The organism is Nonomuraea sp. NPDC004702, from assembly GCF_053601695.1.
Window position 1 is genome coordinate 1 of sequence record NZ_JBSGCE010000069.1, and the last position, 13,793, is coordinate 13,793.

The window sequence follows — 13,793 nt, forward strand, 5'->3', positions numbered from 1 at the left end:
CACCTGGCCCGCATGGAACTGCGCACCGCCCTCGACGTCTGGCTCCAGCGCATCCCCGCCTTCACCCTGGCCGACCCCGACGCCGTCACCTGGGCGACGGGCCAGGTGCGCGGCCCCCGCACCCTTCCGCTCCGCATCACCTGACACTCGCCCGCCCCTGGCCCCCGCCAGGGCGCCGATCACGCGGCTTCGGCCGTCACCAGGAACAGCAGGGCCGAGGCCAGGAAGGGGCGGGAGCGCAGGTCGTCGAACCACTCCTCGGCGCCGGGTTCGAGATATCCGGCGCCGACCGCCCTGACCAGGTTGCGGCGCAGGCCGAGGACCTGGTCGGCGGTGGCCAGGTCGCGGAAGACCGGCGCGACCGTCGCCACCGACCGCACCGTGAGGCCCGCCTCCTCGCACAGCCGGGGCAGGCTGCGGCCGAGCGTGCCGTGCCGGATCATCTCGGTGGAGATGAACCGGGCCAGCGTCCGGCCGACGTCCGGGCGCGGGGAGTCGACGAGCATGCCCTCCCAGTCGGGTTCGGCCATGACGATCCGCGCCCCCGGGCGCGCCACCCGGCGGAACTCCGCCAGCACCCGCGCCGGGTCGTCCACGTGCTGCAGCACCCGGTCGGTACGGGCCCGGTCGACGCTCCCGTCCTCGAACGGCAGCTCGTGCACGTCTGCGGAACGCACCTCGACCTGGGGACGTCCGGCCAGACGGGCGGCCGCCTCGGCGACCATCGCCGGGGCGCGGTCGAGGCCGATCACCCGTCCGGCAGGGGTGACGGCGTCGGCCATGGCGGCGAGGTCGGTCCCGGGGCCGCAGCCGAGGTCGAGCACGGTCTGTCCGGGCCGCAGGTCCAGCAGTTCGAGGACCTGCCGCTTGTAGCCCCTGCCGACGTCGGTCGAGGCGACGTGGTCGAGGTAGGCGATGGGGTCGGGACGGGAGGCGGGATCAATGTCGATCATGAACCCAGCCAACCAGACGAGTGCGCAGGTCCCGGGGACACCAGGTGAAGGTTCCGTGCACCCGGGCCCCCGGACGCCGGTGGAGGGGGTCAAGTGCGGCGCAGGCGCCACAAGGAGGTGGTTTCGGTGGTGCGGGCGGCGTGCAGGGGGTCGGTCCGGTCGGAGGCGCGTGGGTGGCGTGGCCGGGTGCGGAGCTGGTCGACGACCCGAAGGCCCGCGCTCGCGAAGGCGGACAGCAGTTCGGCACGGGTCCGTAACCCCAGCCGTTCGGCCAGGTCCGACAGGATCAGCCAGCCTTCTCCCTCCGGGGTCAGGTGCTCGCCGAGCCCGTCGAGGAAGCCGCGGAGCATGCGGCTCCCGGGGTCGTAGACCGCGTGGTCGAGGGGCGAGGCGGGCTTGGCCGGGAGCCAGGGCGGGTTGCAGACGACGAGCGGCGCGCGTCCCGGCGGGAAGAGGTCGGCCTCCAGGACGTCGACCCGGCCGGACAACCCCAGCCGTCGCACGTTGTCGCGGGCGCAGGCCACGGCGCGCGGGTCGCGGTCGGTGGCCACGACGCGCTCGACGCCTCTGCGGGCGAGGACCGCGGCGAGCACGCCCGTCCCGGTGCCGATGTCGAACGCCCCCGCGCGCGAGACCAGCGGGGCCGCGGCCACCAGGTCGACGTACTCGCCGCGCACCGGTGAGAAGACGCCGTAGTGGGGGTGGATGCGGTCGTTCAGGGCGGGCACCTCGACGCCTCGCCTGCGCCATTCGTAGGCCCCGACGATGCCCAGCAGCTCGCGCAGCGAGGTCACCGAAGCCTCCGTCGCGGGCCCGTAGACCTGCGCGCAGGCGCTCCGCACGTCGGGGGCGCGCCGCAGGGGGACGCTGTGGTCCGGGTCGAGCGGCACCAGCAACCGGCCCAGCGTGACGGCCCGCTGGGAGCGGGCCTGCCGGTGCTGGTGGAAGGCCTGCACGAGCGAAGACGCAGGCGGGGGCGGGGGTGAGGGGGAGCGGGAAGGGCGGGGTGCAGGTGCGTGGTGGTCGGCGCGGCGGGTCATGGCGCGCAGCAGGCGGCGGGCGGCGTGGAAGTCGCCGCGCCACAGCAGCGCGGTGCCCTCGCAGGCCAGCCGGTACGCCGTGGCCGCGGCCAGGCGCTCGTCGGCGATCACCACCCGCGCGGGCGGCGGCGAGCCGTTCTCGGAACGCCAGCGGGCCGACCGGGCCTCGCCGCCTTCGGTCCAGCGGATCTCGAGCACTCAGGGCTCCTCATGATCGAACCAGTGATGGCCATGAGAAGCACTTCGACGCGGAGAGGGTCAGCCTGTAGCGGCCTCCCGCGAGGAAGTGCGCGCCGGGGCGTCGCCGAGAACCATGCCGGGCGGTGGGAACGACATGGTCAACCTCCTCGCGGTGCTGGGAACCCCCTCATCCTAGCTTCACCGGCGGACGTCGAGCGCTGTCAGCTTCCTCCTGACCGCGTTTCGAGGACAGATCCGGTCGAGCCGGAATACGGTGGGCCGTTGACCATCGGCCAACGCCCGCAAGCCCTACGGAGTCCCTCCATGCGTACCGCAGCGGCAGTCCTCTCCTTCGTGCTCGCCCTCGCCCTTCTCCCCGTCCAACCGGTGACGGCCACTGTGACGGCCACCGCCACCACCGCCACCACCGCCACCACCGCCGCCTCGCCGCTGCCGGGCGGCAAGTCCACCTTCGTCGTCTCGCAGGGCCATCTCCAGGCCGCCTCCCGGCAGAACTGGGTGCGCCTGGGCACGTACCGCTTCGCCGCGAACGGCACGGTGAGCGCCGCCCTGTACCTGTGGTGGCAGCGTTTCCCCAAGGCCAGGCAGCGCACCGGCACCGTGCCCGACCCGAGCTGCACCACCAAGGCCGGCGGCGTCTCGTCGCGGCCGCGCGGCTGCGAGGTGCTCACCGCGGGCGGCTACACGGGCGGCCCGAGCGAGACCCGTACCGGGACGTACACGCTGGCGGGCAACGTGCTCACGATCCGGTGGAAGATCGCCCAGACCTGGACCGAGCAGTGGTACGTGCGCACCTCCCCCGACGGCAAGCTGGCCCGTCTCGACCTCAAGGGCAGCAGCCTGGCCACGCACGGCTACGGCTACGGCAGCAATGCCGCGATCGGCACCCGGCGCGCGATGAGCTCGGTGCGGGCCTTCCCCGGCTCGCTCAGGCAGGACCTGACGAGCTGGGCGAGCGGCACGCTGGTCAACTCGGCGAACCAGCCGTTCGGCCACTCCTCCTTCCGCGCCTGCAAGTCGACCACCTCGTGCCTGACCTATCTGCAGCCGTCCTCGCGGGGGGCGTGCCAGAAGTCGGGCGGCTGCCCCAAGTACGGCGGCGGCACGAAGGCCAACGTCAGCTCCATCCAGTACTACCTGACGACGATCTCCAAGTCCGACCGGCGTGACACGCTGTGGCACTGGTGCACATGCCTGGCGATGGAGCGGGGCGAGTTCTGCTACACGGGCAACTCGCACGTCAAGCCGCTGATGCAGATCATCGACGACACGGGGGCCTTCCGCGGCTGGGTCGGGGTGGAGGCGTCGTTCTCGACCGGTTCGCGGGCGACGGACATGCTGGCGGTGCTGCGCATCTCCGACTTCCGCTGAGCGCCGCGTCTTCCGCTGAGCGCCGCGTCAGGAGCCGGAGCGCAGGTCCTCGGCGGCCTCCTGGTAGGCGCGGGCGGCCCGGTCGAAGTAGTCGTAGAGCACGTCGAGGTGCTCGGCCGGGTAGCCCGCGAGGATGTCGCCGATCTTCTGCCGGACGGGGGCCATGACCGCGTCGAGCTCGGCGGGCTTGCCGACCGGCTCGACGATCACTTTGCGGCGGTCGTCGGGGGCGGGCACGCGGCGGACGTATCCGGCCTGCTCCAGCCGGTCGATCAGCCGGGTGGTCGGGCCGGTGGTCAGGCCGGTGCGGACGCCGAGCTCGCCGGGGGTCATCGGGCCGGCCAGTTCGAGGATGTTCAGGGCGTACAGGTCGGTGGCGCCCAGGCCACAGGCTTTGGCGCCGGCGTGGCCGTGCAGCATGACCGCGCTCAGGTAGCGGCGGTAGCGCCGGCCGGCGTCCGACGGGTCGGGGGTGTTCGGCACGCGGTCCTCACTTCCTGTCCTCCTTCTTGGGGAAGATAAATCCTCCAAGAAGTAACTTCTTCTGCGAAGTTACCACGCGGGAGACGCGCAGGCGTCCCAGCGCGAGCAGGACGAGGGTCGTGAGCACCACGGCGGTCAGCAGCACGGCCAGGTTCAGCGGGGTGCGCAGGAAGCCCAGCGCCACGATCAGCGTGGTCGCGCCGCCGGGCGGATGCGAGCTGTCGGTGGCCAGCATGCCCAGCGTCGTGCAGGACAGCGCGATGACGACGGCGAGCACCCGGCGCCCGTCGATGTGCCCCAGGTCGGGCGCGGTCCGCGTCAGCCCGGTGACGGTGAGGGCCAGGTAGCCGCCGGCGGCGCTGATGGCGTGCCCGGCGACGGTACGGCGAGGAGCGGCGGCCGGCGCCCCCGGCGCGGTGAGCACCAGGTAGATCGTCGGCCCGAGGGACGGGAAGACGAACGGCTGGTGGGCCAGCCAGGCGATCAGGGCGGGCACGCTGATGCTCACCGCGGCCCGCCCGGCGACCGCGCACGCCCCGGCGACCCGCGCCCTGACCGCCCCCCGCTCGCGGGCCCGGCCCCCGGCCGCCCCCTCCGCCCCCTCCGCGCCTTCCGCGGCGGCTTCGGCGCTCATCGGGGCAGCGCGCCACCGCGGGAGCGGTAGACGACGTACGGCCTGGCCAGGTAGGCGACGGGCGCGGCGAAGGCGTGGACCAGGCGGCTGAACGGCCACAGCGCGAACAGGGCCAGGCCGAGCAGCGTGTGCGCCTGGAACACGAACGGCGCCGAGGCCATGGCGTCCACGTCCGGCTCCAGTTCGAGCAGGCTGCGGAACCACACCGACACGCCGAGCCGGTAGTCGTAGTGGCCGGACGGCCCGAGCAGGGTGGCGATCAGCCCGGCCAGCAGCACGGTGGCCAGCACCGGGTACAGCACGCGGTCGGAGCGGCCGGTGGCCCGCCGCACGGCCCGTACGCGCAGCCGCCGCCACAGCAGCACGCCGAGCCCGGCCACGGTGGCCAGCCCGGCCAGCCCGCCGACGACCAGGGCGTTGAGCTGGTACATGGGCTCGGTCACGTGCACGGCCTCGGTGAACCGCTCGGGGACGAGCAGGCCGACGAGGTGACCGGCGATCACGAACAGCAGCCCGAAGTGGAACAGCGGCCCGCCCACCCGCAGCATGCGGCTCTCGTGGAGCTGGCTGGAGCGGGTGGTCAGCCCGAACCGGTCGTAGCGGTGACGCCAGACCGCCCCGGCGACGAACAACACCAGGACGACGTACGGCAGAACGCCCCACAGGGCGATGTCGAGATGCCTCATCGGCGGACTCCTCCGGGAACCTCGGGCAGGACGGTGAGGCCGACGCGTTCGGCGGGCGGGCCGAGCGCCGAACGCTCGTCCACGGTCCGGCGGTCGGCGGACGTGGCGCGGGGCAAGGTCAGCCGCACGGCCTCCACGACGGCGGCGTAGCGGCTGCGGCGCGCGGTCAGGCCGGCGTGCAGCAGGGCGAGGCCGGGCCGGTGGTCGCGCAGCAGCCGGCCGCCGGGGCCGGGCACGCGGGCGGCGAACTCCAGCATCACCGGCAGGAAGTCGGGCAGCTCGCCGGTGCCGGGCCGCCAGCCGTGGGCCCGGTAGAGCGTCTTGAGCTCCAGCAGGGACTCGCCACGCCGGCGGGTGTCGCCGTCGCCGTAGTAGGTCATGTGGAGCGTGCGCCGGCCGCTGCGGTCGAACGTGGACACGTACGCGGCGCCGGCGTCGAGCGCGGGCAGGGCCGCCGCCTCGGCGCAGAAGCCGCGCAGGCGCTCGGCGGCGGCGCCGCCCGTCGAGCCGAGCGCGTCGCGGACCAGGGCGAGGCGGGCGGTCCAGTCCTCGCCCGGGTAGCTCAGGAGCAGGGAGGCGGCCTGGTGGATCAGGCGGGCGTCGTAGCGGTTCACTCGGCCGCCTCGTCCCTGGACGGGAACAGGCCGTCGGGGGTGCCCTTGCCGTCCCAGTTGAGCAGGTTGACCCGGCCGCGCAGCCGGTCGTCCCTGGTGACGGGGGCGCTGTGGAAGCTCTCGGCGAGCATGCCGGGGCCGCCGGGGGCGTCCAGGCTGCAGCCGGCGTGGTCGGCGTGGTCGGAGGTGACGTAGGCGGTGGGGATGACGTACCGCTCTTCGTACTTGGCGATGGCGAGCAGGCGGTACATGCGTTCCAGGTCGGCGGCCGACAGGCCGGTCCCGGCGGCGATGCCGGGGTCCGGCTCGTCGCCGAGGTTGCGGGCCCGCATGTGGGCGCGCATGGCGGCCAGACGGTGCAGCGCGGCCTCCACCGGGGCCGGGTCGCCCGCGGTGAACAGCTCGGCGAGGTAGCCGACCGGGATGCGCAGCGAGTCGATGGCGCCGAACAGGTTGCCCGCGTCCTCGCCGTCGTGCCCGGTGTCGGCCAGCGCGTCGACGATGGGCGACAGCGGCGGGACGTACCAGACCATGGGCATCGTGCGGTACTCCGGATGCAGGGGCAGCGCGATGCGGAACTCGGTGATGAGCCGGTGGACGGGCGAGCGGCGGGCCGCCTCCAGCCAGTCGTGCGGGATGCCCGCCGCCTCGGCGGCGGCGACCACCTCGGGGTCGGCGGGGTCGAGGAAGCAGTCGAGCTGCGCCGGGTACAGGTCACGCTCGTCCGGTACGGCGGCGGCCGCGCCGATGCGGTCGGCGTCGTAGAGCATGACCCCGAGGTAGCGCAGGCGGCCGACGCACGTCTCGGAGCAGACCGTCGGTTCCCCCGCCTCGATGCGCGGGTAGCAGAACGTGCACTTCTCGGCCTTGCCGGTCTGGTGGTTGAAGTACACCTTCTTGTACGGGCAGCCGGACACGCACATGCGCCACCCCCGGCACCGGTCCTGGTCGACCAGCACGATGCCGTCCTCCATGCGCTTGTACATCGCCCCCGACGGGCAGGCGGCCACGCAGGACGGGTTGAGGCAGTGCTCGCAGATGCGCGGCAGGTGGAACATGAAGGCCCGCTCGTAGTCCAGCCGCACGGTGTCACTGACCTTGCGCAGCACGACGTCGGCGGAGAGCTGCTCGGGGCCGCCGCCCAGGTCGTCGTCCCAGTTCGGGCCCCAGGTGACGGCGGTCGGCCGCCCGTCGATCAGCGAGCGGGGCGGCGCGGTCGGCACGTCGTCGCCGAGCGGCGCGCTGGTGAGGTTGTCGTAATCGTAGGTCCACGGCTCGTAGTAGTCGTCCAGGCCGGGGAACTCGGGGTTGGCGAAGAGCGTGGCCAGGCGGCGCAGCCGGCCGCCGGCGCGGGGCACGAGGCGGCCGTGGCGCAGCCGCCAGCCGCCCCGCCAGCGTTCCTGGTCCTGCCAGCCCCGCGGGTAGCCCTGGCCGGGGCGGGTCTCGACGTTGTTGAACCAGACGTACTCGGTGCCCGGCCGGTTGGTCCACGTCTGCTTGCAGGTCACCGAGCAGGTGTGACAGCCGATGCACTTGTCCAGGTTCATCACCATGGCGATCTGGGCCATCGGTCGCATCAGTAACGCACCTCCTGATCCCGGCGGCGGATGACGGTCACCGCGTCGCGCTGGTTGCCTGTGGGGCCGTAGTAGTTGGGGGCGAAGGAGAGCTGGCCGTACCCGCCGATCAGATGGGTCGGCTTGACCAGGAGCTTGGTGAGCGCGTTGTGCACGCCGCCGCGCCGGCCGGTGGCCTGCGACTTGGGCACGTTCACCAGCCGCTCCTGGACGTGGTACATGAACACGGTGCCGGGCGGCATGCGGTGCGAGACGACGGCGCGGGCCACCACGACGCCGTTGACGTTGACGGCCTCGATCCAGTCGTTGTCGGCCACGCCGATCGCGGCGGCGTCCTCGACGCTGATCCAGACGACCGGGCCGCCCCTGGCCAGCGTCTGCATGAGCAGGTTCTCCTGGTACTCGGAGTGGATCGACCACTTGGAGTGCGGGGTGAGGTAGCGCACGTTCACCGCCTTGCCGCCGTCGGGCGCGGCGGGCAGGCACTCCCCCAGCGCGTCCAGGTCGAGCGGCGGCCGGTAGACGGGCAGCTGCTCGCCCAGCTCGGCCATCCAGTCGTGGTCGAGGTAGAAGTGCTGGCGGCCGGTGAGCGTGTGCCAGGGCTTGCGGTGCTCGATGTTGATGGTGAACGGCGCGTAGCGGCGGTCGTGCCCCTCCGCGCCCGACCACTCGAAGCTGGCCCCGGCGGCCACCGGCCGGTCCTGGGTGTCGGAGAACACCGTGCGGTGCCCGGCGACCGACGCGCCCAGCTCCGACAGCCCCGAGCCGGGCCCGCAGCGCTCGGCGAGCCGGTCGAAGCCCTCGGCCGCGATCCGGCCGTTGGTGGTGCCCGACAGCGCCAGGATCGCCTCGCACAGCTTGACGTCGCTGTCCAGCAGCGGACGTCCCCCGGCCGGGCCGCCGGCGGCCGTGCCGCAGCGCGCGGCCAGCCAGGCCGACTCGGGGCCGGGCCGCACGGTGACGCCCTTGACGGTCATGCCCTGCCGCTCGGCCAGCGGGCCGAAGGCGGCCAGCTTGTCGGCGATCGCGGTGTAGTCGCGCTCGACCAGCGTCACCGCGGGCATGGTGCGGCCGGGCTCGGGCGTCTCGCCGCTCTCGCGCCAGTCGGGGACGCCGCCGCCGGGCTGGGCGATCTCGCCGGGCGTGTCGTGCTGAAGCGCGGTGGCCACCAGGTCGTGGGCGACGTCGAGGCGGCCGGCGGCCAGCTCGCTCAGCTTGCGGGCCAGGGAGTGGAAGATGTCGAAGTCGGTGCGGGCCCGCCAGGGCGGGTTGATCGCCGGGGTGAAGGCGTGCACGAACGGGTGCAGGTCGGTGCTGGACAGGTCGTGCTTCTCGTACCAGGTGGCGGCGGGCAGCACCAGGTCGGCGAAGAGCGTCGTGGAGGTCATCCGGAAGTCGAGGGCGAGCAGCAGGTCGAGCTTGCCGCGCGGCGCGTTCCGCCAGGTGACCTCCCGGGGACGGTCGGGCGGCGGCGCCTCCTCGGCGGTGGCGTTGTCGGGCGCGCCCAGCAGGTGGCGCAGGAAGTACTCGTTGCCCTTGGCCGAGGAGCCGATCAGGTTGGCCCGCCAGACGGTGAGCACCCGCGGCCAGTTCTCCGGCGCGTCGGGGTCCTCGCAGGCGAACGCCAGCCGCCCGGACTCCACCTCGCCGGCGATCCAGCGGGCCGGGTCGGCGCCGCTGTCGTGGATGCGGCGGCCCAGGTCGAGCGGGTTGGCGGCGAAGGTGGGGTAGCTCGGCATCCAGCCCAGCCGGGCCGACTGCGCCACCAGGTCGAGGGTGTGCCGCCCGGCGAACCGCCGGGGCCCGGCGGGGCTGGACAGCGTCCCGGCGGAGAACCGTTCGTAGCGCCACTGGCCGGTGTGCAGGTACCAGTACGGCGTGCCGGCCATCTGGCGGGACGGGCGCACCCAGTCGGCCGCGGTGGACAGCTGCTGCCAGCCGGTCAGCGGCCGGACCTTCTCCTGGCCCACGTAATGGGCCCAGCCGCCGCCGTTGACGCCCTGGCAGCCGGTGAGCAGCAGCAGCGTCAGGAAGGAGCGGTAGATGGTGTCGGAGTGGAACCAGTGGTTGGTGCCCGCGCCCATCATGATCATGGCCCGGCCGCCGGTGCGCTCGGCGGTGGCGGCGAACTCCCGGGCGATCCTGATCGCCTGCGCGGCCGGGGTGGAGGTGATGCGCTCCTGCCAGGCGGGCGTGCCCGGGGCGTCGGGGTCGTCGTAGCCGGTGGGCCACTGGCCGGGCAGGCCGGGGCGGGCGACGCCGTACTGGGCCATGAGCAGGTCGAAGACGGTGGTGACGAGCCGGCCGCCGACCCGCCGGACCGGCACGCCCCTGCGGACGACGCCCGGCTCGTCGAAGCGCGGCAGGACCACCTCGGCGCCGTCGCAGCCGGGCGCGTGCAGGGTGAGCAGCGGGTCGAGGTCGCCGAGGTCGAGGTTCCAGCGCCCTTGCTCGGCGCTCCAGCGGTCGCCCAGCGTGCCGTTGGGCGCGACCGGGCGGCCGGTCGCGGCGTCGAGGATCATCGGCCGCCAGCGGGCCGCCTCCTCCTGACCGCCCAGGTCCGCCGAGGTCAGGAACTTGCCGGGACGCAGGCCGCCGTCGTCGTGCTCCTCCAGGCGCACCAGGAAGGGCAGGTCGGTGAAGCGCTTGACGTAGCCGGTGAAGTGCGGGGCCTGCCGTTCGGCGAAGAACTCGCGCAGGATGACGTGCCCCATGGCGACGGCCAGCGCGCCGTCGGTGCCGGGATGGGGGTGCAGCCACTCGTCGGCGAACTTGGTGGCGTCGGAGTAGTCGGGCGAGACCACGATGACCTTCTGGCCCCGGTAGCGGGCCTCGGTGACCCAGTGGGCGTCGGGCGTGCGGGTGACCGGGACGTTGGACCCCCACAGCATGAGGTAGGCCGCGTCCCACCAGTCGCCCGACTCCGGGACGTCGGTCTGGTCGCCGAACACCTGCGGCGAGGCCACGGGCAGGTCGGCGTACCAGTCGTAGAAGGACAACATCGGCGCGCCGATCAGCGACATGAACCGGGCGCCCACCGCGTGCGAGGCCATCGACATGGCCGGGATCGGCGAGAACCCGGCGACCCGGTCGGGCCCGTACGTCATGAGCGTGTGGACGTGGGCCGCCGCGGCGATCTCCAGCGCCTCGTCCCACTCGATGCGGACCAGGCCGCCCTGGCCGCGCGCCGACTGGTAGCGGTGGCGTTTGCGGGGATCGGTGGTGATCTCGGCCCAGGCCGCGACCGGGTCGCCCAGCCGCGCCCTGGCCTCCCGGTACAGCTCCACCAGGACGCCGCGGGCGTGCGGGTAGCGCACCCGGGTGGGCGAGTAGGTGTACCAGGAGAAGGCGGCGCCGCGGGGGCAGCCGCGCGGCTCGTACTCGGGACGGTCGGGGCCGACGCTGGGGTAGTCGGTCTGCTGGGTCTCCCAGGTGATCAGGCCGTCCTTGACGTAGACCTTCCAGGAGCACGAGCCGGTGCAGTTGACCCCGTGGGTGGAACGCACCACCTTGTCGTGCGCCCACCGGCGCCGGTACGGGGAGTCGTTGACCTTGTCCTCGCCGCGGTACACCGCCCGCCGGTCGGGCGTGGTGTCGGCGCGCAGCAGGTGGGTGCCCGCCGCCAGCAACCGCGCGGCCGCCGTGTCGGCGGCGCGTTCGGCTCGTGTCAGATGCATGCGTATTCCGCCAGGCACGACACATGACCTCCTCACATGGAGACGATGCTTTCGGGTGTGCGCGCCGGCCCGGCCGGGGCGCGGTCCTCTCCCTGCGCCCGGAAACCGGCGAATCGACTGAAAGTTGATGCGCGCAGTCAGACGACTGTTTCTAGCATGCGACAGTGTCCATATGGAATCTGTTAGTTCCGCGAGAAGGTTTCGCCGCCCCCGAAAACACAATTAGGGCTATTAGCCGAAATTTCGCGAAATAAGGGGAAATAGCGGCTGATGTCGGCGGATCAGGTGCTCAGGAGTCGGCCGCCTCGGTCAGCCGCCGCAACACGTGGACGAGCATCCTGCGGTCGTCCGGGGCCAGTTTCTCCAGCGCCTGGCCGATGCGCTGCCGGCGCGCGGCACGCAGCCGCTCCAGCACCTCCCGGCCGGCCGGGGTCGTGCTGATGCGGATCTCCCGGCGGCTGTGGGCGGCCGGGGCCCTGCTCAGCAGGCCGGCGGTGTCCAGGCGGTCGACGACCCGGCCGGCCGCCGAGAGCGACATGTCCAGCCGGTCGGCCAGGGAGCGGAGGTTCATCGGGCCGTGCCGGTCGACCGCCAGCAGCACCCGCAGCCGGGGCACCGACAGGTCGCCCAGCGCGGCCATGGCGTCGAGCGTCGCCTCCACCAGCACCAGGGACGCCTCCTCGATGTGCCATGCCGAGTCGTCCATGCCCGTGCCTTCGAGCGGTGTCGTGGAGCGGCCGGGGAATACCGAAGCCGCTGGTCCGACATTTTCCCACATAACGGGCCATCCATTCATCACTCCGCCGACGGCCGAAAGGAAAGTCCTAGCAGGCGGCCCGCCCTTGACGCACCCCGGCCGGCACGGGCCCGGACGACGCCGCCGTCCGGCGGAGCGACGTTGTTCACCCCCCATTACAGTGCTTTTCCCGTGAGGTTTTCAAATGGTGATGAATTGCGGGCCCTCAGGGACGCCGTCCGGGTTCGTCGACCACGCCGGTGCCGAGCTGGGCCGTCCAGGTGACCGGGGTGCCGGCGGGCACGTCGGCGCTACCTCCCGTCCACGTGAAGGCGCGGTCGGTCACGCTGACGCCGTAGGTGCCCAGGAAGCGGTAGTCGCCGGGGCTGAGGATGAGGTCGTAGCGGGCCCAGTCGCCGGTGTAGCTGAAGGCGACGCCGCGCCGGCCGGCGGCGTCGACCGCGTCGGGGGTGACCTGCACGCCCTCGATGCCCGACAGGGCGCGGAACAGCGCGGCCCGCACCCGTGGCGGGAGCGCCTGCTCGCCCATCAACTGGTAGATCGCCTGGAAGAGCCGCTCGTTCATGGGAGCCGGCGGGTCGCCGGCCGACGAGTCGAGCGGGCGCAGCGCGGCCTTGAGCCGGTCGGTCACGGTCTGTGCGGTGACGGGCTCCACGGCCAGGTCGGCGGCGCCGACGCCAGGGTGGGTGTACTGGACGAGGAGCTCGCCCTTGTCGTCGTACCAGGCGATCTTCTTGCCGTCGACGCTCGTCCACACCTCGGAGGTGATCCGCCTGCCCGTGTCGACCCCGTACCCGCTGTAGGCGCCGGGTGCGGCGCTCAGTTCCTTGACGTAGAGCCACTGGTCGCCGTGGGCGCCCGGGTCGGGGGCGCCCTCCGCCGCGCCGGCGGCCCATTCGCTCAGCTCCCGCACGCTCGCCACCGGTGCGGCGCCGGGCGCACGGGTCGCGGCCCAGCCGAGGCCCGCCAGGACGGCCAGGACGAGCGCCGTCGCGAGCCGCCACACCGGACGCGCCGGGCGCCGCCGGGGCGGCGCGGGCGTCCGTAGCGCGGTCAGCAGCCTGGCCCGGGCCGCGCCCTCCGCCTGCGGCGTCATCTCCGGGACGGAGCGGCGCAGTCGCCGCACCGCGTTCAGGTCGTCCATCAGTTCTCCTCCTCCGCGGGAAGCACGGCCTTGATCTTCTTGCGCGCGCGGTGCATGCGGGAGCGCGCGGTTCCCGCCGGGATGCCCAGGGCCTGCGCGGCCTCCTCCAGGCTCATGTCCTCCCACGCGACGAGCAGCAGGACGTCGCGGTCGCCGGGCGACAGCGCCGCCAGCGCCGCCAGCAGCCGGCGCTCCTCGCCCTGGGCCGCGACGCGCCGGGTGACGACGTCCCCGAGCGGCTCGGGCAGCGGCTCCGCCCCGGTACGGCTCAGCGCGCGCAGGAGTCGTTCCTCGTCGCGCCGGTGCCGGGCGATCAGCTTGGTGGCGATGCCGTACAGCCAGGGCCTGGCCAGGCGGACGGCGGGATCGTAGGACGCGCGGCGGCGGAAGGCGGCCAGGAACGTCTCCGCCACGATGTCGTCGGCGGCCTGCGTGCCGAGCCGGCGCGCGACGTAGAGGTGGATCTGCCGGGCGTGGCGGTCGAACAGCGTGGCGAACTGTTCGGGGTCGTCCCGGGAGCGGAGGATCACCTCCGCGTCGTCCTGCTCAGAGAGGTTCTGCAGGGTCACATCATTCCTTCCACGGGGACGGCGGTCACCTCGCTGTCTCCCGCAGGCCGCATCATCGTTCACGGCGGTGGCGGGAAGGCCGCGGGG

General features: G+C 73.3%; 12 protein-coding genes. 1 reads left to right on the forward strand and 11 read right to left on the reverse strand.

Annotation, left to right across the window (positions count from 1 at the left end):
- Nucleotides 1-179 precede the first annotated feature (179 nt).
- Nucleotides 180-953 (reverse strand): methyltransferase domain-containing protein, encoded by a 774-nt coding sequence (locus tag ACWEJ6_RS45275; protein ID WP_452431600.1) that lies wholly within the window; start codon nt 951-953, stop codon nt 180-182.
- Between the two features lie 89 nt (nt 954-1,042).
- Nucleotides 1,043-2,191, reverse strand: coding sequence for a methyltransferase (locus tag ACWEJ6_RS45280; RefSeq protein ID WP_452431601.1), 1,149 nt, complete (start codon nt 2,189-2,191; stop codon nt 1,043-1,045).
- A gap of 306 nt (nt 2,192-2,497) precedes the next feature.
- Between ACWEJ6_RS45280 and ACWEJ6_RS45285 the strand changes: the two genes are divergently transcribed.
- Nucleotides 2,498-3,565 carry a hypothetical protein gene (locus tag ACWEJ6_RS45285; RefSeq protein ID WP_452431602.1) on the forward strand — a complete coding sequence of 356 codons (1,068 nt, stop codon included), beginning with the start codon at nt 2,498-2,500 and terminating at the stop codon, nt 3,563-3,565.
- Between the two features lie 27 nt (nt 3,566-3,592).
- On the opposite strand, the gene ACWEJ6_RS45290 is transcribed toward ACWEJ6_RS45285, so the two are convergent.
- The 9 genes from ACWEJ6_RS45290 to ACWEJ6_RS45330 all read right to left on the reverse strand — a co-directional run bounded on the left by ACWEJ6_RS45290 (nt 3,593) and on the right by ACWEJ6_RS45330 (nt 13,706).
- Entirely contained in the window at nt 3,593-4,048 is a 456-nt protein-coding gene (locus ACWEJ6_RS45290) for a MarR family winged helix-turn-helix transcriptional regulator (protein ID WP_352354937.1), read from the reverse strand.
- A 7-nt stretch (nt 4,049-4,055) separates the two neighbouring features.
- Complete coding sequence (locus tag ACWEJ6_RS45295) at nt 4,056-4,682, reverse strand: HPP family protein (RefSeq protein ID WP_452431603.1); 627 nt, start codon at nt 4,680-4,682, stop codon at nt 4,056-4,058.
- Nucleotides 4,679-5,368 carry a respiratory nitrate reductase subunit gamma gene (narI, locus tag ACWEJ6_RS45300; RefSeq protein WP_452431604.1) on the reverse strand — a complete coding sequence of 230 codons (690 nt, stop codon included), beginning with the start codon at nt 5,366-5,368 and terminating at the stop codon, nt 4,679-4,681. Before narI ends, ACWEJ6_RS45295 begins: the two co-directional genes overlap by 4 nt.
- Entirely contained in the window at nt 5,365-5,982 is a 618-nt protein-coding gene (gene narJ / locus ACWEJ6_RS45305; protein ID WP_452431605.1) for a nitrate reductase molybdenum cofactor assembly chaperone, read from the reverse strand. Before narJ ends, narI begins: the two co-directional genes overlap by 4 nt.
- Nucleotides 5,979-7,559 (reverse strand): nitrate reductase subunit beta, encoded by a 1,581-nt coding sequence (gene narH / locus ACWEJ6_RS45310; protein WP_452431606.1) that lies wholly within the window; start codon nt 7,557-7,559, stop codon nt 5,979-5,981. The genes narJ and narH overlap by 4 nt, the downstream gene beginning before the upstream one ends.
- Entirely contained in the window at nt 7,559-11,236 is a 3,678-nt protein-coding gene (locus ACWEJ6_RS45315) for a nitrate reductase subunit alpha (RefSeq protein WP_452431607.1), read from the reverse strand. The genes narH and ACWEJ6_RS45315 overlap by 1 nt, the downstream gene beginning before the upstream one ends.
- A gap of 289 nt (nt 11,237-11,525) precedes the next feature.
- Entirely contained in the window at nt 11,526-11,942 is a 417-nt protein-coding gene (locus tag ACWEJ6_RS45320; protein WP_452431608.1) for a MarR family winged helix-turn-helix transcriptional regulator, read from the reverse strand.
- 256 nt (nt 11,943-12,198) lie between these two features.
- Nucleotides 12,199-13,137 (reverse strand): CU044_5270 family protein, encoded by a 939-nt coding sequence (locus ACWEJ6_RS45325; RefSeq protein ID WP_452431609.1) that lies wholly within the window; start codon nt 13,135-13,137, stop codon nt 12,199-12,201.
- Nucleotides 13,137-13,706 (reverse strand): RNA polymerase sigma factor, encoded by a 570-nt coding sequence (locus tag ACWEJ6_RS45330; protein WP_352326896.1) that lies wholly within the window; start codon nt 13,704-13,706, stop codon nt 13,137-13,139. Before ACWEJ6_RS45330 ends, ACWEJ6_RS45325 begins: the two co-directional genes overlap by 1 nt.
- Between the last annotated feature and the right edge of the window lie 87 nt (nt 13,707-13,793).

Excerpts from the sequence above, each read along its gene's own strand:
- ACWEJ6_RS45320 (WP_452431608.1), bottom strand. The coding sequence starts at position 11,942 with ATGGACGACTCGGCATGGCACATCGAGGAGGCGTCCCTGGTGCTGGTG.
- ACWEJ6_RS45325 (WP_452431609.1), bottom strand. The coding sequence starts at position 13,137 with ATGGACGACCTGAACGCGGTGCGGCGACTGCGCCGCTCCGTCCCGGAG.
- ACWEJ6_RS45285 (WP_452431602.1), top strand. The coding sequence starts at position 2,498 with ATGCGTACCGCAGCGGCAGTCCTCTCCTTCGTGCTCGCCCTCGCCCTT.
- narH (WP_452431606.1), bottom strand. The coding sequence starts at position 7,559 with ATGCGACCGATGGCCCAGATCGCCATGGTGATGAACCTGGACAAGTGC.
- ACWEJ6_RS45295 (WP_452431603.1), bottom strand. The coding sequence starts at position 4,682 with ATGAGCGCCGAAGCCGCCGCGGAAGGCGCGGAGGGGGCGGAGGGGGCG.
- narI (WP_452431604.1), bottom strand. The coding sequence starts at position 5,368 with ATGAGGCATCTCGACATCGCCCTGTGGGGCGTTCTGCCGTACGTCGTC.
- ACWEJ6_RS45315 (WP_452431607.1), bottom strand. The coding sequence starts at position 11,236 with ATGCATCTGACACGAGCCGAACGCGCCGCCGACACGGCGGCCGCGCGG.
- ACWEJ6_RS45275 (WP_452431600.1), bottom strand. The coding sequence starts at position 953 with ATGATCGACATTGATCCCGCCTCCCGTCCCGACCCCATCGCCTACCTC.